Here is an 18,852-nt window from a genome sequence, read left to right on the forward strand (position 1 = left end):
CATTGCCTGTCGGATCACATCCCCTGTGGGAGCGGGCTTGCTCGCGAAGGCGTCCTGTCAGTCGACATCGTTGTTGCCTGACACGACGCTTTCGCGAGCAAGCCCGCTCCCACAGGGTTTTGCGTTGTCCTGACGGGTATCGCGCTTACCGATCCGGCCTGGTCGGCGCCGCCGTCCTGGCTGCCTGGGTCGTACTTGTTGTTATTACGGTGTGTTGTTGTCACGGATGACGGAGGCGCACACACGCCTCCGCCGACCCCGTGGGGGCAGTAAACAGTGATGAAATTGCGGGTGGTGTCAGCGCTGGTTGCGTCGCGCCGCCCGTTGTCGGCAAGCCGCGCCGAACGCCTGGAAAATCTTCAGGTAGTTCGGGTTGTCCAGCACCTGCCATTCCGGATGCCATTGCACACCGAGGGCGAAGGTCGGGCTGTGCTCGACCGAGATCGCCTCGATCAGCCCATCCGGCGCCACGGCTTCGGCACGCAGGCCGGGGGCGAGGCGGTCGATGCCCTGACTGTGAATCGAGTTGACCTGGAATTCGTCCGGCAGCTCCAGCGCTTCGAACACGCCACCGGCCAACACCGTGACCGCATGCGCCGGTGCGTATTGCACAGCGACATCCGGGCTGTCGGCCTCGCGGTGATCGAGCATGCCCGGCAGCTCATGCACCTTCTGGTGCAGGCTGCCGCCGAAGGCCACGTTCATTTCCTGGAAGCCACGGCAAATGCCCAGCACCGGAACGCCCGCGGCAATCGCTGCACGCAATAGAGGAAGGGTGGTGGCGTCCCGCGCCGGATCGTGATCCGTGCCGGGGGCGCTGGCCGGGCCTTGATAGTGGAAGGGTTCCACGTTCGAGGGTGAGCCGGTCAGCAGCAGACCGTCGAGTTGACCGAGCAGGTCTTCGATTTCGGTCAGTTTGCCAAGGGAAGGAATGACCACTGGCAGCCCCTGCGCGCCAACGCTGACAGCACGCAGGTACTTGTCGCCGCTGATGTGATAGGGGTGCAGGCCAATCTGTTTGACGCACGCAGTAACGCCGATCAATGGCTTGAATGCCATTTTTATTCACCTCGAAGTTTGACACTTGAACGAGCTTTTCCGGAGCTTAGCCTCGTTGATTTTAATTAACAACTGCCATGTAAAAAATTCTAAACGCCGTTCATCCAATCTTCATGATTCCAGGCCTTGTGGCGCCTGCGTTGGCACGCAAGTGTTAAAAAAAGCCCGAAAAATAAAGGCTGAGCGGCCAAGTGTTCGCTATTGACTTCACTTTGCCTTTCGGATTGACTGGCTCGGCGAAACAGCAGTGAACATAATAATTAACAGCTAAATAGGTGCATCATGTCGGTCCCTCTGCGTGCCGTTCAACTCAACGAAGCAAACGCATTCCTTAAGAATCATCCTGAGGTTTTGTACGTCGACCTTCTGATTGCGGATATGAACGGTGTGGTGCGCGGCAAGCGCATCGAACGCACCAGTCTTCACAAGGTTTACGAGAAAGGCATCAACCTGCCGGCCTCGCTCTTCGCGCTGGACATCAACGGTTCCACGGTGGAAAGCACCGGTCTGGGTCTGGACATCGGCGACGCCGACCGCATCTGCTACCCGATCCCCGGCACGCTGAGCATCGAGCCGTGGCAGAAGCGCCCCACCGCGCAACTGTTGATGACCATGCACGAACTCGAAGGCCAGCCGTTCTTCGCCGACCCGCGTGAAGTGCTGGCCAATGTGGTGCGCAAGTTCGACGAACTGGGCCTGACCATCTGCGCCGCGTTCGAACTGGAGTTCTACCTGATCGATCAGGACAACGTGAACGGCCGTCCGCAGTCGCCACGTTCGCCAGTGTCCGGCAAGCGTCCGGTGTCGACCCAGGTGTACCTGATCGACGATCTCGACGAATACGTCGATTGCCTGCAAGACATCCTCGAAGGCGCGAAAGAGCAGGGCATCCCGGCCGACGCCATCGTCAAGGAAAGCGCCCCGGCGCAATTCGAAGTCAACCTGCATCACGTCTCCGACCCGATCAAGGCGTGCGACTACGCGGTGCTGCTCAAGCGTCTGGTGAAGAACATCGCCTACGACCACGAAATGGACACCACCTTCATGGCCAAGCCGTATCCGGGCCAGGCGGGCAACGGTCTGCACGTGCACATTTCGATCCTGGACAAAGACGGCAACAACATCTTTGCCAGCGAGGATCCCGAGCAGAACGCCGCGCTGCGTCACGCGATCGGCGGTGTGTTGGAGACCCTGCCTGCGCAAATGGCCTTCCTCTGCCCGAACGTCAACTCGTACCGCCGTTTCGGCGCGCAGTTCTACGTGCCGAACTCGCCGAGCTGGGGCATCGACAACCGCACCGTGGCGGTCCGTGTGCCGACCGGTTCAGCCGACGCCGTGCGCATCGAACACCGCGTGGCCGGCGCCGATGCCAACCCGTACCTGCTGATGGCGTCGGTACTGGCCGGTATTCACCACGGTCTGACCAATCAGATCGAACCGGGCGCACCGGTGGAAGGCAACAGCTACGAGCAGAACGAACAGAGCCTGCCGAACAACCTGCGCGACGCCTTGCGTGAGCTGGACGACAGCGAAGTCATGGCGCGCTACATCGACCCGATGTACATCGACGTGTTTGTCGCGTGCAAGGAAAGCGAGCTGGCCGAGTTCGAAAACTCGATCTCTGATCTTGAGTACAACTGGTATCTGCATACGGTGTAACGCCTTCAAAAAAGCCCCTCACCCTAACCCTCTCCCGGAGGGAGAGGGGACTGACCGAGTTGTCTTGAGATATTCAGCGACCTGAACGATCCAGTCGATTATGGATTCGGCAAAGATTTTCCAGGTCGGCGGAGCTCTCCAGCATCCCCCGGTCGGTTCCCTCTCCCTCCGGGAGAGGGCTAGGGTGAGGGCAGCCATCTCAAGCCAGGCACATAACCCAGACACCCCCCATTTCCCCCTTGTCGAGCCACCTCCATGACCAAAACCCGCAACGACTGGGAACAACACTTCCAGTCCCTGAACATCGAATCCCGCGCCTTCATCAACGGTGAATACCGCCCGGCGATCAGCGGCGCGACCTTCGAATGCCTGAGCCCCGTCGACGGCCGTTTGCTCGCCTCCGTGGCCAGCACCGATGAAGCCGACGCCAACTTCGCCGTCGAAGTCGCACGGGCCACGTTCAACTCCGGCGTCTGGGCACATAAGGCCCCGGCCGAGCGCAAGCGCATCCTGATCCGCTTCGCCGATCTGATCCTGCAACACCAGGAAGAACTGGCGCTGCTGGAAACCCTCGACATGGGCAAACCGATCAGCGACTCCATGAGCATCGACATCCCGGCGACCGCCAACGCGATCCGCTGGAGCGCCGAAGCCATCGACAAGATCTACGACGAAGTCGCCGCCACCCCGCATGACCAGCTCGGTCTGGTGACCCGCGAGCCGTCCGGTGTGGTCGCGGCCATCGTGCCGTGGAACTTCCCGCTGATCATGGCCAGCTGGAAATTCGCCCCGGCGCTGGCGGCGGGCAACTCGTTCATCCTCAAGCCTTCGGAAAAATCCCCACTGACCGCGATCCGCATTGCCCAGCTGGCGCTCGACGCGGGCATTCCGAAAGGCGTGTTCAACGTGCTGCCGGGCTTTGGCCACAGCGTCGGCAAGGCCCTGGCGCTGCACATGGACGTCGACGTGCTGGCCTTCACCGGCTCCACGGCGATTGCCAAGCAACTGATGATTTATGCCGGGCAGAGCAACATGAAACGCGTCTGGCTCGAAGCCGGCGGCAAGAGCCCGAACGTGGTGTTCGCCGACGCCCCGGACCTGCGCGCGGCGGCACAAGCAGCCGCTGGCGCGATCGCCTTCAACCAGGGCGAAGTGTGCACCGCCGGTTCGCGTCTGCTGGTCGAGCGTTCGATCCGCGAGCAATTCATTCCGCTGCTGGTGGAAGCGCTGCAAGCGTGGAAACCGGGGCACGCGCTTGACCCGGCGACCACCGTCGGCGCGGTGGTCGATCAGCGCCAACTGGACAACGTGCTGCGCTATATCAGCATTGGTCGCGCGCAGGGCGCCGAGCTGATTGCCGGCGGTCAGCGCACCCTCGAAGAAACCGGCGGCCTTTATGTGCAGCCGGCGCTGTTCGACGGCGTAACCAATGCGATGACCATCGCCCGCGAAGAGATCTTCGGCCCGGTGCTGTCGCTGATCACCTTCGACAGCGTTGAAGAAGCGCTGCAGATCGCCAACGACAGCATCTTCGGTCTCGCCGCCGGCGTGTGGACCAGCAACCTGAGCAAGGCGCACACCTTCGCCCGTGGCCTGCGCGCCGGCAGCGTGTGGGTCAACCAGTACGATGGCGGTGACATGACCGCGCCGTTCGGTGGCTTCAAACAGTCCGGCAACGGTCGCGACAAATCGCTGCACGCCTTCGACAAGTACACCGAGCTAAAAGCGACCTGGATCAAGCTCTAACTCTTTTACCACGGTGGTCGCCCTCAAGCGGCGACCCTCGGAGAACAATAAAATGAAGCAACAACACGTCAACAGCTACTACGCCGCCACCCGCAACGAAGTCATCGATTTCCCGGTGCTTGAACAGGCGGTCGAGTGCGATGTCTGCATCATCGGCGCCGGCTACACTGGCCTGTCCTCGGCGCTGTTCCTGACCGAAGCCGGCTATAAAGTGACGGTGCTCGAAGCGGCGAAAGTCGGTTACGGCGCCAGCGGCCGCAATGGCGGGCAACTGGTCAACTCCTACAGCCGCGACGTCGATGTGATCGAAGAGCGCTACGGCGACAAGACCGCGGAAATCCTCGGCAGCATGATCTTCGAAGGCGCCGACATCATCCGTTCGCGGATCAAGCAATACGACATCCAATGCGACTACCGCCCGGGCGGCATCTTCGCGGCGATGAACAAGAAACAGCTCAACGGTCTGGCAGAGCAGAAGCGCAGCTGGGAACGTTACGGCAACAAAAATCTGCAAATGCTCGACGCTGCGGACATCCGCCGCGAAGTCGGCTCCGACGCCTACGTCGGCGGCATGCTCGACCTGCAGGGCGGTCACGTGCATCCGCTGAACCTGGCCCTCGGTGAAGCCGCCGCCATCGTGCGCTTGGGCGGCAAGATCTACGAGCAATCGGCGGCCGTGGAAATCAAATACGGCGAACCGAACGTGGTGCGGACTGCCAAAGGTCTGGTGCGCGCCAAGTACCTGCTGATCGCCGGCAACGCCTACCTGCCGCAAGGTCTGGACAACCGCGTGACCGCGAAAAGCATGCCGTGCGGCTCGCAGATCTGCGTCACCGAACCGCTGACCGAGAAGCAGGCGCGCAGCCTGATCACCAACAACTACTGCGTCGAAGACTGCAATTACCTGCTCGACTATTACCGCCTGACGGCCGACAACCGCCTGCTGTACGGCGGCGGCGTGGTCTACGGCGCGCGGGAACCGGACGACATCGAACAACTGATCCGGCCGAAGATCCTCAAGACCTTCCCGCAGCTCAAAGACGTGAAAATCGATTACCGCTGGACTGGCAACTTCCTGCTGACCATGTCACGCATGCCGCAATTCGGCCGCATCGAGAAAAACGCCTACTACATGCAGGGCTACAGCGGCCACGGCGTAACCTGCTCGCACCTGGCCGGCAAACTGATCTCGGAAATGATCCGCGGCGACGCCGAGCGTTTCGACGCCTTCGCCTCGCTGCCACACATGCCAATGATCGGCGGCCGCACCTTCTCCGCCCCGTTGACCGCCCTCGGCGCCGTCTACTACTCGCTGCGCGACCGCTTCGGCATCTAGGTTACCTCCCCGGCGGCGGCCCCAAGACCCCGCCGGTTTTTATTCTCGCAACACGCCAGATGTCCAACTGTGGGAGCGGGCTTGCTCGCGAAGAGGCCAGTACAGGCACCATCACCCCCACAGAAACACCTCAATCCCTGTGGGAGCTGGCTTGCCAGCGAATGCGGTCCTTCAGCAAAAAAAAGATGTTGAAAGTGCCACCCAATCGCTGGCAAGCCAGCTCCCACAGGTTTTGTATACAGCCCGAAATTACCACCGGCAGGCACATTTCCCCCACCGTCCATCGAACCTGCTGAGCAACACCCCCAAACGTGATTTAATAGCCGCCTTTCACGGTTCCGGGACACGGGAGCAACGTGATCCGCGCCCCTCGCGCGGCACCCGCCACCCACCCCCATTGCCCGTGGCTCTGCGCGACAACCGCCGAGCGGCGATCAGGCAAGGCAAAAACAGGCGAGGAAGCGGAGTGTAGGGCCCTACATGAGCATTCCGAGGCTGTTTTTAACGCAGCATGATCGTCGCGCAGGCAGTTTTCGCGCAGAGCCTAAGTACTTCTCACATAAGGCAGTCATGGATACGGGTTCTCGACTCAAACTAGTACGCGAAAGCTACAAACTCTCCCAGCGCGAGCTGGCCCGGCGTAGCGGCGTGACCAATGCCACCATCTCCCTGATCGAACAGAATCGCGTCAGTCCTTCCGTCAGCTCGCTGAAAAAGCTGCTCGAAGGCATCCCGATGTCCCTGGCCGATTTCTTCACCTTCGACCAGCCCCCACGCGAACACCAATACGTGTTCCGCGCCAACGAACAACCCGATCTCGGCCGCCACGGCCTGCGCCTGCTGCTGATTGGCGCCTCGGTTCCCAGCCGCCAGATGCGTTTGCTGCGCGAGCAATACGCGCCGGGTGCGAGTTCCGGGGAAGAGCCGATTGTGCATGCGGAAGGTGAGGAGTGTGGGCTGGTGACGCGGGGCACGGTTGAGTTGACGGTGGACGGGCAGGTGAGCGTGTTGAATGCGGGGGATGGGTATTATTTTCCGACTACGCTGCCGCATAAGTTCCGGAATATCGGGGCGGATGAGGCTGAGATTATTAGTGCGAATACGCCCGCCAACTTTTAAGGTTTATGGCTTTCTAGGTCAAAAAAATCTGAGGTCAAGTGGCGTTTTGGTGGATGCTTTTATTGGCTGTCACGGGTTCAGATGTCTGGACGTATTAGTGGCGTTCGGCTATCGTTTGGTCGTTTGATATGTAAGCATTTTGTGTGCTGTTGCAGTAATTAAGGTTCTGGTATAAAAATTCTATTTTTTTGCGTCTCGCCTGTGATTTGAGAGATGTTTTCTAAGTTTTGATGGGGTCACTTATTATGGAAGATTATCGCGGCTCTACACTCTGGAATTCTGCCTTTAGTCCTAGAGGTGATGCGTTTGATCAAAAGCGGGCGTATTTGGCTGAGTCTTTACATGAATTTCGCGCGCGAGTTTCGATGCTTGTTGCACAAATACAGAAGGATATGCCTTTCCTTACCGTGCATGACATAACTCATATTGATGCTTTGTGGTGGACAGCTTCTGAAATTGCGGGAGTGGATTACGAATTGAACCCTGCTGAGGCATTTGTTCTCGGGGGGGCGTTTTTACTTCATGATTCTGCCCATTGTATTGCAGCGTATCCTGGCGGAATTGAAGAAGTTATGAATTTGCCAGAGTGGAAGACTTACTGTGCTAAACACGGATTTTCCTCTGAAACATTAGTGCGAGGTTCGGAGCAGTTTCAGAAAGTGATATTTGATGTTCTACGTGTTTTACATCCGAAGCAAGCAAGAGTGCTGCCTCGTCTAAGTTGGTGCTCGCCAGGTAGTAACGATCCTATGTACCTGCTGCCGGATGAGCAGCTCCGTAGTGCTTACGCTGAAGCGATTGGGTTGCTAGCTGAAAGCCATTGGCTTCACCCGCAACAACTTGAAAGATTCAATCATCATAAAATAACACCTCCGACATGCATTCATCCCGGGCCGTGGGTGGTGGATGTGCTTAAAATTGCTTTTTTACTTAGGACTGCGGATGCCGCTCATATAGATGCACTGCGCGCACCAAGGTTTCTTCAGGCAATTATTAAGCCCGAAGGTGTTTCTTTAATTCATTGGAACTTCCAAGCAAGAATTAATAAGCCAGCGCGGGACCCGGATCCAAATAGAAGAGAGCTAAGAATTACAGGGTCCAGTTTTCCTGTTTCAGAACAGGAGTCCTGGTGGCTTGCATATGATACTGCTCGAATGATTGATAGGGAGTTGAAGGCCGCTGACAGAGTTCTATTGGATATGCAGCGGCCGCGGTTAGCAGTGAACTCTGTAGCTTATTCACATAGTCCTGAAAGTTTTTCAAATGCTGTGCCGGTACTGGGTTGGTATCCAGTGGATGCTAGTATTAAGATTACTGATATCAAAAGCACTGTTAGTCGCTTCGGCGGAGAAAGGCTTTATGGTCAAAATCCATCATCCGCACTTAGGGAACTATTGCAGAACGCTGTAGACTCTGTACGTGCCTGTCGAAAGCTTGGAGGAATTAGACAGGATGAGGGGGACATAGAAGTTGCTCACGAGCGAGTGTTAGATGAAGACTGGTTGCATGTCACTGATACCGGTATCGGAATGAGTAGATATGTGCTTACAGACGTGTTGTTGGATTTTGGTAAGTCTCTGTGGCGCAGCGATGATCTTGAATACGAGTGGGGTAATCAACTGTCTAGCGGTTTTTCTGCTACTGGTCAGTTTGGGATAGGGTTCTTTTCTATATTTATGTTGGGTAGTGAGATCAAGATCATAACTCGCCGAATCGAACCAAAAGATAGTGAAAGTATTCAATGGGTTCTTGAATTTGATGGTGGGGTAAATCAGCGCCCAGTTCTTAGGGGGCCGTTGGACTCTGAGAAACTTCGGCGTCATGGTACGCGCATTTCGGTGAAGTTAGATAGTGGTAAACTTGAGAAGCTATGCGAGGTTGATTCGATTTCTTATGGGAAAAAGTCATCTATCACGCTATCTCAAGTTTGCGCGAGGCTTGTGCCGACTTTGGATATAAATCTCTATGTGAAAGAGATTGGTGGCGAAAGCCGTAAGGTGATTGAAGCAAATGACTGGCTATCGATTGATTCTGTAAGTTTTGTTCAGCGAATAAAACCAGGCTACTTTTCTGAGGTGGGGAAAACTAAGAAGTGGTTGTGGGATGGAATACAGGTAGTCCGGAATCCTGAAGGGAAATTGCTTGGTCGTTTTGGGATTTTTCCAGTTGGACGATTCTCATCGTCTGATGTTGGTGTTGGAGTCGTAAATAGTATTTTTGCTGGTTCTGTCCAGGGAGTAATCGGTTCGGTAGTCACGAAGCAACAAAGTGACTTGGCTCGCCACAGTGCTGTTCCAATTATGAACACACTTGATCTTCGCAATTGGGCTGATGATCAAGTAGAGCGACTTCATGTGGCTAATGCTATTGATGCAGTGTCTAGCGGTTTATTAGCCCATTTTGGAGCTGCGCCCGAAAAGTTAGTAATGGGCAGGCTTGGAGGTGTTGAGGTAACCTATCTTGAACTTCAAGAGTATTTGAGGGGTTCTGATTCTCTACTTATTCATGTTGGCGGGATAAGTCATGACGATGATGATGAAGTTATTTCGAAAGATTTTTATGCTCATTTTGAATATGCAGAAAATGTACTGGAAATAGTTGAACATAGTACGCCAGCTTGGCCTAGTCACTTGCTCCAAGAGGGGCCCGATAGAGACAGTTGTTCAGTTTTGCATCATGTGAGAAAACTGGTTGTTTCGATGTGGTCTAAGCATGCAGTCGAAGAGGATTCAACTGCTAAAGTTGGTGAGGTTTTTTCGGGGGCGATTTTTAGAGATTGTATTATTTACTCGCGTGATGAAGAGTAATGTTGGTTTGTTTTGTTGATGATGTGTAGGAAGTGGTTTCGGAGCTGGAGCATTCTCGGCACTTATAGTCTTGGCGAGGCGGAGTTTATCGGGCGCTGTTCTATTGTGCGAATAATCCGGTCGCTCCCGTCCAGGGTGAGAATAGGTGACAGATTTATTTGTGTGAATCTGTCACCTGCAGAGTTTTTAGCTCAGAGCATCAAATCCTCGTTGCTCAATAACTCGAAAAAGATCACTCACGTCTTGCACCATGATTCTGGCGATGGTGGTGATTGTGTTGATGTCATGTTCAGCATGGTCAGGTAAGTGAATGCAGGCCATGAGATCGAGAAATTTGAGGACGGCATTCAGGCGTTCACTGAGGCAGGCATGTAAGTCGCGCAGTGGGGTGTCGGCGTCGATGAGCAGGACAGGGTGGTCGGTGGCCGGGTGGGACATGTTTGCACAGTGGCGCATAAGTTTCGGTGTAGTCATGGTGTTAATCCTTTGCTGAGAAGAATTGCCACCGTTCTGCTGCGAAACAAAATGGGTGGCAGCTATGCGCGGGTTCGCAGACCGGAGGACTAACACCAAGACCCGGCAGACCCGAAGGTCTCCCACGCACAACCGCCATAAAATTTGCGCAGCCGGGAGTCGGCCGTGCCAGACGGAACAGGGTGTCAATCTTAAGGGCTGCGAAACCCTATCGCCAAATTCGTTCAGCGACAGACCCACTCTAGGCACCGATTCCCACCGTCGCAATCAGCCTGTAGGACGCTAAATCACCACGTCTGGCCAGAGCGTTCGCTCCCGCTCGGCGACGCAACCGGCGTAAGTCAGGGGCTGCGGCGTGTCAGGGGAAAAACACTTGCCGGGTTTGGAACCGCTTCGCAGCCCCGCAAGAACAAGCTCCCTCACCACGCGGAGCAATTTCCTACGGCGTTTTCATCAAAAAACTCATCACACATTCCACCCCCTGAACTTTCCCCAAAACCGATGTCAATTTGATGGCGTGTCGCGACGCTCATTCATCGGCTCAAGCAGTGCCAGGCTGGTTCCTGGTCAACCATGGAAGTGTGTGATGAGACTATTACTCGCAATGTTGTTGATGTTCTGCGGCTACAGCTTTGCCAGTTGCGGCAACATTGATGACCACGATCAGCGTGCCTATTGCAATGCGAGAGAAAGCGGCAGCAGTTGCGGCAACATCGATAATCACGATCTACGAGCTGCGTGTAACGCGGAGCAGGGTGGCAGTTCCTGCGGCAACATTGACGACCATGACCAGCGAGCCTACTGCAACGCCAAACAGAGCGGCAGCAGTTGCGGCAACATCGATGATCATGACCTGCGTGCGCGGTGCAACGCGGAGCAGGGTGGCAGTTCCTGCGGCAACATCGATGACCACGACCAGCGTGCCTACTGCAATGCCACCACGGGCGGCAGCAGTTGCGGGAATATCGACAACCATGATTTGCGTACGCGGTGTGAGGCCATGAAGCGTTGAGCGCTATAGCCCGGTAGGTGCAGCATCGCGCTGTGAAAGGGGCATCGTTTGATGTCCCTTTTTTTGTGGGGGCACGAATGAGCGTTTGGCATTCACGTCGCAGTGACTGCTCGCGTCACCGTCCTTGATATCAAATTGGTGGCTTTGCGACATCGGTGATAGAGTTTCGGGCCATTTTTTCAAGGAAGGCCCACTGTGCTACTCAAGCATCTCTTTACCTGTACCGCATTGCTTACCCTGAGCTTCTCTGCTCAAGCCATCTCGAAAGACGAATATCTCAAAGGCTGCAAAATCCTGGAAAACGCCGCAATGGTCGTCATGCAGGCGCGCCAGGAAGGGGCACCCATGTCTACGCTTTGGGACCTTTCCAATAAAATGGATAATGAGTTCATCAGCAAGATGTACCAGAAGCTCATTCAAGATGCGTTTGAGGAGCCACGGCAAGAAACTGAAGCGCAGCAAAAGGCCGCCACCACTGACTTCCAGAACAAATACTTCTCCGCCTGCCTGGTCAGTACGCCAAAAGAATAGCTTCGAAGAAAAAGGTGACAGATTCCTTTACGGGATTCAGTCACCTTTTCGGGTTCAGCCGATGGCTGGTTTATCGGGTGAAATGCCCTTGACGCATCACGTCGAACAGCACCCTTTTCAGCCTTTTCATGGCATCTCTCGATGGGCGTGGCGTGAAGCCTGTGCAACACCTTGCAGACCTGCACACCCTCGAAAACCAGTTTCGGAACTTTCCTAAAAAACGATGTCAATTTGATGGCGTGTCGCGACGCTCATTCATCGGCTCAAGCAGTGCCAGGCTGTTTCCTGGTCGACCAAGGAAGTGTGTGATGAGACTAGTGCTTGCGATGTTGTTGATGTTCAGCGGATACACGTTTGCCGGGTGCGCCAGCATCAGTGACAGTGATCAGCGGGCCTATTGCGAAGCCAGAGAGAAGGGCAGCAGTTGTTCGTACATCCACGACTCTGATTTGCGTTCGGCCTGTGATGCTGAAGTGAACGGTAGATCCTGCTCGTACATCGCCGACAGTGACCAACGTGACTACTGCAACGCCAAGAAGAACGGCAGCAGTTGCGCGTCCATCCATAACTCGGATCTGCGTGCGGCGTGCGAGGCGGAGCAGAAGGGCTATTCCTGTTCATACATCAGCGACAGTGACCAGCGCGCTCTGTGCAATGCCAAGCAGAGTGGCAGCAGTTGCTCGTACATCACCAATTCCGATCTACGCAACGAGTGCGAAGCCATGAAGCGCTGATTTGATGGCGTGTCGCGAGGCTCATTTAAATCGGATTAAACAGAGCCAGTCTGCTGACCGGAATACCAAGGAAGCGTGTGATGAAGAAAATACTTGCGATGCTGTTGATGTTTGCCTTCGCCAGCCATGCCTTTGCTGGCTGCATGGGCATCAACGATCAGGATCAACGCAGATATTGCGAAGCCAAGTCCGGTAGCGGTAGCTGCAACGGTATCAACAATCAGGATTTGCGCAGGATGTGTGAGGCGGAAACCGGAAGTGGCAGTTGCAACGGTATCAATGATTCGGACCAGCGTCGTTACTGCGAGGCCAAGACCAACGGGGGCACTTGCAACGGTATCGGTAGTCAGGATCTGCGCAGAATGTGTGAGGCGGAAACAGGCGGTAGCACCTGCAATGGCATCGGTGATTCTGACCAGCGCCGACTCTGTGAAGCCAGGACCAACGGGGGCACTTGCAATGGAATCAGCAGCGAGGACCTGCGCCGTCAGTGCGAAGCCATGAAACGCTGATCCATCAGCCTGAATCCAAACGCAAAAAGGGACACCCAACGGTGTCCCTTTTTATGGGCGACTGAAACGGAATTCCCGGACTGCCCAGTCAAACTTTTCACTTGCCACGCCTCGGCTCATCACCAATGGTTTCCCCCATCGGCACCACGTCGTAGACTGCGAAACAAGTTGTAACGCTCCACCCATGGACGGACCCGCGCATGATCGAAATCGCCAGCCGCAACAACGCCCCCACGCCGCAGCACCCCACTCAAGACATTTACATCTTCAACATCGACCCGTCCCGACCGGCGACGCCGTTCTGCTTCGAGCAATCGATTGGCGGCGGGCATGCCAATCAGGGCGGGGCGCGGTGGTTGGCGCTGGATGAGCTGGACGCCTGGCCCGGTGAGTGGCGTGAGCATCTGCGGAAAGCCGATTGTGCGTGGGTCGCAGAGCTGATCGATGCGAATAACGGCGCAGACCAGGCGACGCTGGTGGCGCTGATTCTGCAAAAACATTCTGAGCCCGGCAAACCTGTCAGCCGTTTGCGAGCGATTGGCGCCTGGTTCAAGCGCAATTTCCACGTCACCGGCCGTTACGGCATTTAACCCGAGGAAATCCCATGACCCAGACACTCGAACGCGCCATCGCCCTCGCCGCCACCGCGCATGCCGGGCAGGTGGACAAGGGCGGTGCGCCGTACATTCTGCATCCGCTGAAAGTCATGCTGCGCATGAACACGCTGGAAGAACGCATCGTCGCCGTGCTGCACGATGTAGTCGAGGATTGCGGGATCAGCCTCGATGATCTGCGCAAGGAAGGTTTCAGCGAAGAAGTGCTGACCGCCATTGAATCGGTGACCAAAGTGCCGGGCGAGTCCTACAAGGATTTCGTCGAGCGCGCGGCGCAGAATCCGATTGGCCGGATGGTAAAACTGGCGGATCTGGAAGAGAACAGCGACCTGTCGCGGATAGCCTCGCCGAGTTGGGAAGATCTGGAGCGCGTCGAAAAATATCGGCGGGCGATCGGACGGTTACGCGCGTAAGAACGCATAGATCCCTGTAGGAGCTGCCGCAGGCTGCGATCTTTTGATCTTGCTTTTAAAAATCAAAGTCAAAAGATCGCAGCCTTCGGCAGCTCCTACAGGGAATGGGTTACTTCAGGAACATAGCCAGGAAGGCGACTATGAAATCGATTCTGTGTTTGTTGATCGCGGCTGCCGTAGGCGCTGCGTTGCAAGTCAGCGGTGTCCCTCACGGCCTGTTGCTGGGGGCGATTCTCGTCACGGCGCTGGTCACCACGCGCACGGGTTTTGCCCCCGCAACCCCTTACGGACTGGGCTACATCCAGGTCACGCTAGGCATCGCCACCGGGCTGATGTTCGAGGCATGGGACAGTGCGACCGCGTCGGCGATGTTGCCAAGCCTCGGCGTGCTGTTGCTGTGTCTGACGGTGCAAATCGTCCTGGCCGGTTGGTGGCTGACCCGCGGCGCTGGCTGGAACCGCACCGATGCGTTGCTGGCGGTGTATCCCGGTGCATTGGCGGCGGTGTTCGATTTGCTGGAGTCGGAAAAGGCGTCGAGCAAGGTCATCATCGTGCACCTGATGCGCTTGCTGCTGATCACCGTGCTGGTGAGCTTCTTGATTCCCGGGCCGGCCTCTGTGGCGCTGGTTGAAAGCGCGCCGTTGAGCACCGGCATGGCGCTGACCGTGCTGGCACTGATTGGCTTGAGCGTGGTGCTCGGGCGCTTGTTGCTGGTGATCGGCGTGCCGGCGCCGTTCATGTTGACGGCGATTCTGCTGACCGCAGTATTTGTGAAATCCGGCTGGCTGCACGGCTTCCACATGCCGGACTGGAGCCTGAACCTCGCGGCGCTGATTCTTGGCGTGCGCATCGGCTCGCGCTTTCAGGGGCTGGGCATGGCCGAGCTGGGACGGCATGGGCGCACGGCGCTGGTATCGGTGGGTTTGATGATCGTGGTCGCGGCGGCATTTGCCGAAGCGGCGGCGCACTGGTTGGGCAGTGATCCACTGTCGCTGTGGCTGGCGTACATGCCCGGCGCGATCGAGACGATTGCGATTGTCGCGTTTGCCGGCGGGCTGAACGTGGTGTTTATCCTCACACACCATCTGGCGCGGATGGTGCTGCTGCATTTTGCGCCGGCGTTGTTGGTGCAGGTGCGGCGGGCGCGGCAAGAAGGCTGATCAGGCCTTGACCCCAGGCCGGTGCGCGACCAGCAAATGCATCATCAGCGTCCCGTACAGCGTCACCAGAATAAACAACCCCATGCGCACCGCAAACGCGGTGTAAACGTCCTTGCCCGCCGCACTGTCTTCCACCGACTGGCCGAGCAGGATGATCATGGTGATCAGGGTGTTGAGCCAGAACCCCGGCGTGAATTGCGTCGGCTGCAGCCGATAGAGTTTGCGTGCCACAAACAACCCGAACAGCAGCATCCACAGAAACAACATCCACAGGTGCACGAACAGGCTTAACGCACACCAGAACAGCACCGCCAGCAGCCCGCCTAGCAACGTCGAGCCGAGCAGTTCGCGCCCGGCATGGTGAGTGCGGGTGGTGGTGCTTTGCTGGCCGAGGCTGACGGCTTTGAGGATGATCGGCAGGTAGCTGGCCGGGTCGATCAGCACCAGCAGAAAGGTTGGCAGCACGATCAGCGTTGCGCGTAGCGCCACACGTGGCACGTCTTCGGCGGACAGGGCGGGGGCGGGTGGTGGTGCGGGGCTGTTGGTCGGTTCCGGGAACAGCAGGTGGCTCACGCCAACGATCACGATGGCCAGCGCCAGGCCTTTGACCAGCGCACCAATCACCGCCATGGCCAGCTCGAAGGAGGCGAAGCCGGCGGCAGAAATCATGGTCATGCCGATCACCAGAAACGTCATGATCAGCACGTTGCCACCGCGCAAGCCATAGGTGAAAACCAGAAACAGACCGACGCCGATCAGCAGCACGCCGGATACCGGGTAGTAGCGCAGCAACGGCGCCAGCAGCAGACCGAGGCTGGTGGTGAACGCGGCGACCAGGGTCAGCACCAGCGCGGTTTTGGCGGGCAAGGGCCGGGGCATGCTGGCCAGCAGCAACACCGCCAGCACCGGCGACAGAAAAGATAGCGGCAGCCCCAGCCCATAACTGGCGGCCGTACACAACGCCGTGCCGAACGCCACGCGCAACGCCCGTTGCGCCGGCACGCTGCGTTCAGTAGGCATACGACAGCCAGCTCATCAGCCAGACAAACACCCGACCCAGCGGGTTAAGCAGATTGCCCTCGCTCGGAAAGGCCATGACCTCAGCCTGCCCGCCGGCACGGATCGCGCGGCTGTCGAACAGGCGCTTTTTCGCCTCGTCAGTGAACTCGATTATCACCGGAAAACGTTGCGCCGGGCGCAGCCAGTCGCGGCTGTTCGGAATGGTCGGCAGGCTGCCGGGCGGCGTCGACTGGCCGACGCTGACGCCATAACCGACGCTGCGCACGCGGCCCTCCAGCACTTCGCCGGGCAATGCGTCGAGGATGATCGACACCGGCGTGCCCACCTGAACCCGCCCCAGATTGTTTTCCGTCAGATCGGCGCTGACCCACACATCGTGAATGGCGATCAGGGTCATCAACGGGCTGCCGACGGCGGTGAACTGGCCGACATCGGTGCGCAGATCGGTGATCAAACCGGCCGAGCGCGCGCCGATGCGCGTATTGGCCAAGTCCAGTTCAGCCTTGGCCAGGGTGGCGGCGGCGCTGCGCAGTTTGGCGTTGGTCTCGGCGTCGCCACCTTCGGTTTCCTTGGCCCGGACTACTTCGGCCCGCGCCGCCGCCACCTGACTGACGGCCGCTTCGCGATTGGCTCGCGAGACTTCCAGCAAGCGCACCGACACGGTACCGGGGTCTTGTTTATACAAACCTTCCAGACGCTGGTTGTCCTGCCGTGCCTTGAGTTCATTGGCCTGTGCCGCGCGCAACGACGCCTCGGCGGACGCGATGCCGGCGGTGCTGGCGCCGACCGAACGCCGGGTCGATTCCAGGTCGGCGCGGGCGCGGTCGACGGCGATTTGCAGTGGCTGCGGATCAAGCTCGAAAAGGATGTCGCCAGCCTTCACGTCCTGGTTGTTGCGCACGTTGACCTTGATCACCCGACCGGCAACTTCCGCCGCCACCGGAATCACGAACGCGCCAACCCGCGCCTGCTGGGTGTACGGCGTGTAACGGTCGGCGAGCAGGTACCAGATCAGGCTCAACACAATCACCAGCAACACCAGACGAATGCCTTTTTTGGCTGGATCGGCAGCGGGCGCCGGGGGCGTGGCATCAGTCATGGGAGCTTACCTGCGAAGGAATGGGATACGCCGGTTGCGGCGTCGGCGCGGTCAGCAAGTCGCCCCAATTGGTGCGCTGCTGCATCTGTTGCCGGGTCGGCGCGTCGATCAGCGGCGCGCTGTTTTGCCAGCCCCCACCGAGGGCTTTGTACAGGGCGATCAGGTTGCTCACCGCCTCACTGCGGCTGACCAGATAGTTGTCCTGCAACTCCAGCAGCGCACGCTGGGCGTCGAGCACCCGTTGAAAGTCCGAATAGCCTTCGCGGTATTGGGTGTTGGCCAGCACCAGCGAGCGCCGCGCCGCGCCCTCGGCCTCGCGCAAAATACGCTCGCGCTCCAGCGCTTTGCTCAGGCCGCTGGCGGCATCGTCGGCCTCGCGCGCGGCCTGCCGGACCTTGTCGCGGTAGGCTTCGATCAGTTGCTGCAGGCGCGCGTCCTGTACCCGGATATTGTTGCGGATCCGCCCGTAATCGAAGATGTTCCAGCGCAGGCTCGGGCCGCCGATCAAGTCGAGGCTGCGCGGAGTGGCGCTGAGGGTGTCGGTGGACCAGACGATGCTGCCGAGCAAGGTCAGCGACGGGTACAGATCGGTTTCGGCAACGCCGACCAGCGCCGATTGCGCGGCGACGTTCAGCTCCGCCGCGCGTACGTCCGGACGCCGCAGCAGCAGGTTGGCCGGGACGTCTTGCAGCACCGCGCGATCGACCAGCGGAATCAGCCCGGCCTGCTCGGCCAGCAACGCTGCGCCACCGGGTGGCTGGCCGACCAGCACCGCCAGCGCGTTGCGGCTGCGCAACAGTTGATCCTCGAACACCGGGATGCTGCTCAGGGTACCGAGGTATTGGGTTTTCGCCTGTTGCAGATCCAGTTCAGCAGTCTGGCCGCTGTTGAACAGCTGTTCGGTGATCTCGAAGTTGCGCTTTTGTTGGGTAGCGTTTTCCTGGGCAACCCGCAGCCGCGCTTCGGTGGTGCGCAGCAGGAAGTAGGTATCGGCGACTTGCGCGCGCAGGAGCACCAACGCGTCTTCGTAGTTGGCCTGGGCAGCAAAATAACTGGCGTCGGAGGATTCGATGGCGCGGCTGAAACGGCCCCAGAAATCCAGCTCCCAACCGACATCGAACGCCGCGCTGTGCTGCCAGAACTGGCGATTCTGCGGATTGGTGCCACCGGACTGATGACGGTCGACGTAGAGGCTATCGACGCCCAATTGTTGCACTTGCGGGTAGCGACTGCTCTCGGCGATGCCCAGTTGCGCGCGGGCCTCAAGCACCCGCAGGCCGGCGATTTTCAGGCTGCTGTTGTGCGCATCGGCTTCAGCGATCAGGCGATCAAGCACCGGATCGGCGAACACTTGCCACCACCGGCGCAGGTCCGGCTGTTCGGCGCGCTGGCTGGCCTGCTCCAGCGCGGAGCTGTGCCATTGCTTGCTCCAGGCTTCGCCCGGCGGCTGGAAATCCGGCCCCAGGCGTACACAACCGCTCAAGCTCAAGGCGCCGAGCAACAACAGTTGGCCGGGCCGGGTCAGCAGGACGGTGGTGGCAGGCATCGCGCGTGTCC

The 18,852-nt window shown here is 58.1% G+C and carries 17 protein-coding genes; 11 read left to right on the forward strand and 6 right to left on the reverse strand.

Going from position 1 to position 18,852, the window contains the following annotated elements:
* Positions 1 to 297: 297 nt before the first annotated feature.
* Positions 298 to 1,059 (reverse strand): gamma-glutamyl-gamma-aminobutyrate hydrolase family protein, encoded by a 762-nt coding sequence (locus ACXR0M_RS15535; protein WP_458832681.1) that lies wholly within the window; start codon positions 1,057 to 1,059, stop codon positions 298 to 300.
* A 282-nt stretch (positions 1,060 to 1,341) separates the two neighbouring features.
* Here ACXR0M_RS15535 and ACXR0M_RS15540 point away from each other — a divergent pair, with 282 nt between their 5' ends.
* The 5 genes from ACXR0M_RS15540 (at position 1,342) to ACXR0M_RS15560 (ending at position 9,726) form a co-directional block, all read left to right on the forward strand.
* Positions 1,342 to 2,718: a glutamine synthetase family protein gene (locus tag ACXR0M_RS15540; protein ID WP_458832682.1), complete on the forward strand. Its 1,377-nt coding sequence runs from the start codon at positions 1,342 to 1,344 to the stop codon at positions 2,716 to 2,718.
* A gap of 255 nt (positions 2,719 to 2,973) precedes the next feature.
* Positions 2,974 to 4,464: an aldehyde dehydrogenase gene (locus tag ACXR0M_RS15545; protein WP_458832683.1), complete on the forward strand. Its 1,491-nt coding sequence runs from the start codon at positions 2,974 to 2,976 to the stop codon at positions 4,462 to 4,464.
* 52 nt (positions 4,465 to 4,516) lie between these two features.
* Positions 4,517 to 5,800: an NAD(P)/FAD-dependent oxidoreductase gene (locus tag ACXR0M_RS15550; protein ID WP_458832684.1), complete on the forward strand. Its 1,284-nt coding sequence runs from the start codon at positions 4,517 to 4,519 to the stop codon at positions 5,798 to 5,800.
* Positions 5,801 to 6,370: 570 nt separating this feature from the next.
* Positions 6,371 to 6,919, forward strand: a complete 549-nt coding sequence (locus tag ACXR0M_RS15555) for a cupin domain-containing protein (protein WP_003226097.1) — start codon at positions 6,371 to 6,373, stop codon at positions 6,917 to 6,919.
* Between the two features lie 245 nt (positions 6,920 to 7,164).
* Positions 7,165 to 9,726, forward strand: a complete 2,562-nt coding sequence (locus ACXR0M_RS15560) for an HD domain-containing protein (RefSeq protein ID WP_458832685.1) — start codon at positions 7,165 to 7,167, stop codon at positions 9,724 to 9,726.
* 186 nt (positions 9,727 to 9,912) lie between these two features.
* Here ACXR0M_RS15560 and ACXR0M_RS15565 read toward each other — a convergent pair whose 3' ends face one another.
* Positions 9,913 to 10,200, reverse strand: coding sequence for a fructose-bisphosphate aldolase (locus tag ACXR0M_RS15565; protein ID WP_458832686.1), 288 nt, complete (start codon positions 10,198 to 10,200; stop codon positions 9,913 to 9,915).
* A gap of 586 nt (positions 10,201 to 10,786) precedes the next feature.
* Here ACXR0M_RS15565 and ACXR0M_RS15570 point away from each other — a divergent pair.
* The 3 genes from ACXR0M_RS15570 to ACXR0M_RS15580 all read left to right on the forward strand — a co-directional run bounded on the left by ACXR0M_RS15570 (position 10,787) and on the right by ACXR0M_RS15580 (position 12,477).
* On the forward strand, positions 10,787 to 11,212 hold the full coding sequence (locus ACXR0M_RS15570; protein WP_458832687.1) for a hypothetical protein: 426 nt from the start codon (positions 10,787 to 10,789) through the stop codon (positions 11,210 to 11,212).
* Between the two features lie 195 nt (positions 11,213 to 11,407).
* Positions 11,408 to 11,743 carry a hypothetical protein gene (locus ACXR0M_RS15575; protein ID WP_458832688.1) on the forward strand — a complete coding sequence of 112 codons (336 nt, stop codon included), beginning with the start codon at positions 11,408 to 11,410 and terminating at the stop codon, positions 11,741 to 11,743.
* A gap of 308 nt (positions 11,744 to 12,051) precedes the next feature.
* Entirely contained in the window at positions 12,052 to 12,477 is a 426-nt protein-coding gene (locus ACXR0M_RS15580) for a hypothetical protein (protein ID WP_458832689.1), read from the forward strand.
* Positions 12,478 to 12,512: 35 nt separating this feature from the next.
* Here ACXR0M_RS15580 and ACXR0M_RS15585 read toward each other — a convergent pair whose 3' ends face one another.
* Positions 12,513 to 13,028, reverse strand: a complete 516-nt coding sequence (locus tag ACXR0M_RS15585) for a hypothetical protein (RefSeq protein ID WP_458832690.1) — start codon at positions 13,026 to 13,028, stop codon at positions 12,513 to 12,515.
* Between the two features lie 161 nt (positions 13,029 to 13,189).
* On the opposite strand from ACXR0M_RS15585, the gene ACXR0M_RS15590 reads away from it, so the two are divergent.
* The 3 genes from ACXR0M_RS15590 to ACXR0M_RS15600 all read left to right on the forward strand — a co-directional run bounded on the left by ACXR0M_RS15590 (position 13,190) and on the right by ACXR0M_RS15600 (position 15,176).
* Positions 13,190 to 13,579: a hypothetical protein gene (locus ACXR0M_RS15590; protein ID WP_458832691.1), complete on the forward strand. Its 390-nt coding sequence runs from the start codon at positions 13,190 to 13,192 to the stop codon at positions 13,577 to 13,579.
* A gap of 14 nt (positions 13,580 to 13,593) precedes the next feature.
* Positions 13,594 to 14,016, forward strand: a complete 423-nt coding sequence (locus ACXR0M_RS15595) for an HD domain-containing protein (protein ID WP_458832692.1) — start codon at positions 13,594 to 13,596, stop codon at positions 14,014 to 14,016.
* A gap of 140 nt (positions 14,017 to 14,156) precedes the next feature.
* Complete coding sequence (locus tag ACXR0M_RS15600; protein ID WP_458832693.1) at positions 14,157 to 15,176, forward strand: AbrB family transcriptional regulator; 1,020 nt, start codon at positions 14,157 to 14,159, stop codon at positions 15,174 to 15,176.
* Here ACXR0M_RS15600 and ACXR0M_RS15605 read toward each other — a convergent pair whose 3' ends face one another.
* The 3 genes from ACXR0M_RS15605 to ACXR0M_RS15615 are packed head-to-tail and all read right to left on the reverse strand — an operon-like array spanning position 15,177 to position 18,841.
* Positions 15,177 to 16,196: a DUF2955 domain-containing protein gene (locus tag ACXR0M_RS15605; protein ID WP_458832694.1), complete on the reverse strand. Its 1,020-nt coding sequence runs from the start codon at positions 16,194 to 16,196 to the stop codon at positions 15,177 to 15,179.
* Positions 16,186 to 17,295, reverse strand: a complete 1,110-nt coding sequence (locus ACXR0M_RS15610; protein WP_458832695.1) for an HlyD family secretion protein — start codon at positions 17,293 to 17,295, stop codon at positions 16,186 to 16,188. The genes ACXR0M_RS15605 and ACXR0M_RS15610 overlap by 11 nt, the downstream gene beginning before the upstream one ends.
* On the reverse strand, positions 17,288 to 18,841 hold the full coding sequence (locus ACXR0M_RS15615) for an efflux transporter outer membrane subunit (RefSeq protein WP_458832696.1): 1,554 nt from the start codon (positions 18,839 to 18,841) through the stop codon (positions 17,288 to 17,290). The genes ACXR0M_RS15610 and ACXR0M_RS15615 overlap by 8 nt, the downstream gene beginning before the upstream one ends.
* Between the last annotated feature and the right edge of the window lie 11 nt (positions 18,842 to 18,852).

It is taken from the genome of Pseudomonas sp. Eth.TT006 (assembly GCF_054456575.1).

Bases quoted from the DNA above. Each gene is read 5' to 3' on its own strand.
- ACXR0M_RS15535 (WP_458832681.1), bottom strand. From the start codon at position 1,059: ATGGCATTCAAGCCATTGATCGGCGTTACTGCGTGCGTCAAACAGATT.
- ACXR0M_RS15540 (WP_458832682.1), top strand. From the start codon at position 1,342: ATGTCGGTCCCTCTGCGTGCCGTTCAACTCAACGAAGCAAACGCATTC.
- ACXR0M_RS15545 (WP_458832683.1), top strand. From the start codon at position 2,974: ATGACCAAAACCCGCAACGACTGGGAACAACACTTCCAGTCCCTGAAC.
- ACXR0M_RS15550 (WP_458832684.1), top strand. From the start codon at position 4,517: ATGAAGCAACAACACGTCAACAGCTACTACGCCGCCACCCGCAACGAA.
- ACXR0M_RS15555 (WP_003226097.1), top strand. From the start codon at position 6,371: ATGGATACGGGTTCTCGACTCAAACTAGTACGCGAAAGCTACAAACTC.
- ACXR0M_RS15560 (WP_458832685.1), top strand. From the start codon at position 7,165: ATGGAAGATTATCGCGGCTCTACACTCTGGAATTCTGCCTTTAGTCCT.
- ACXR0M_RS15565 (WP_458832686.1), bottom strand. From the start codon at position 10,200: ATGACTACACCGAAACTTATGCGCCACTGTGCAAACATGTCCCACCCG.
- ACXR0M_RS15570 (WP_458832687.1), top strand. From the start codon at position 10,787: ATGAGACTATTACTCGCAATGTTGTTGATGTTCTGCGGCTACAGCTTT.
- ACXR0M_RS15580 (WP_458832689.1), top strand. From the start codon at position 12,052: ATGAGACTAGTGCTTGCGATGTTGTTGATGTTCAGCGGATACACGTTT.
- ACXR0M_RS15590 (WP_458832691.1), top strand. From the start codon at position 13,190: ATGATCGAAATCGCCAGCCGCAACAACGCCCCCACGCCGCAGCACCCC.
- ACXR0M_RS15595 (WP_458832692.1), top strand. From the start codon at position 13,594: ATGACCCAGACACTCGAACGCGCCATCGCCCTCGCCGCCACCGCGCAT.
- ACXR0M_RS15600 (WP_458832693.1), top strand. From the start codon at position 14,157: ATGAAATCGATTCTGTGTTTGTTGATCGCGGCTGCCGTAGGCGCTGCG.
- ACXR0M_RS15605 (WP_458832694.1), bottom strand. From the start codon at position 16,196: ATGCCTACTGAACGCAGCGTGCCGGCGCAACGGGCGTTGCGCGTGGCG.
- ACXR0M_RS15610 (WP_458832695.1), bottom strand. From the start codon at position 17,295: ATGACTGATGCCACGCCCCCGGCGCCCGCTGCCGATCCAGCCAAAAAA.
- ACXR0M_RS15615 (WP_458832696.1), bottom strand. From the start codon at position 18,841: ATGCCTGCCACCACCGTCCTGCTGACCCGGCCCGGCCAACTGTTGTTG.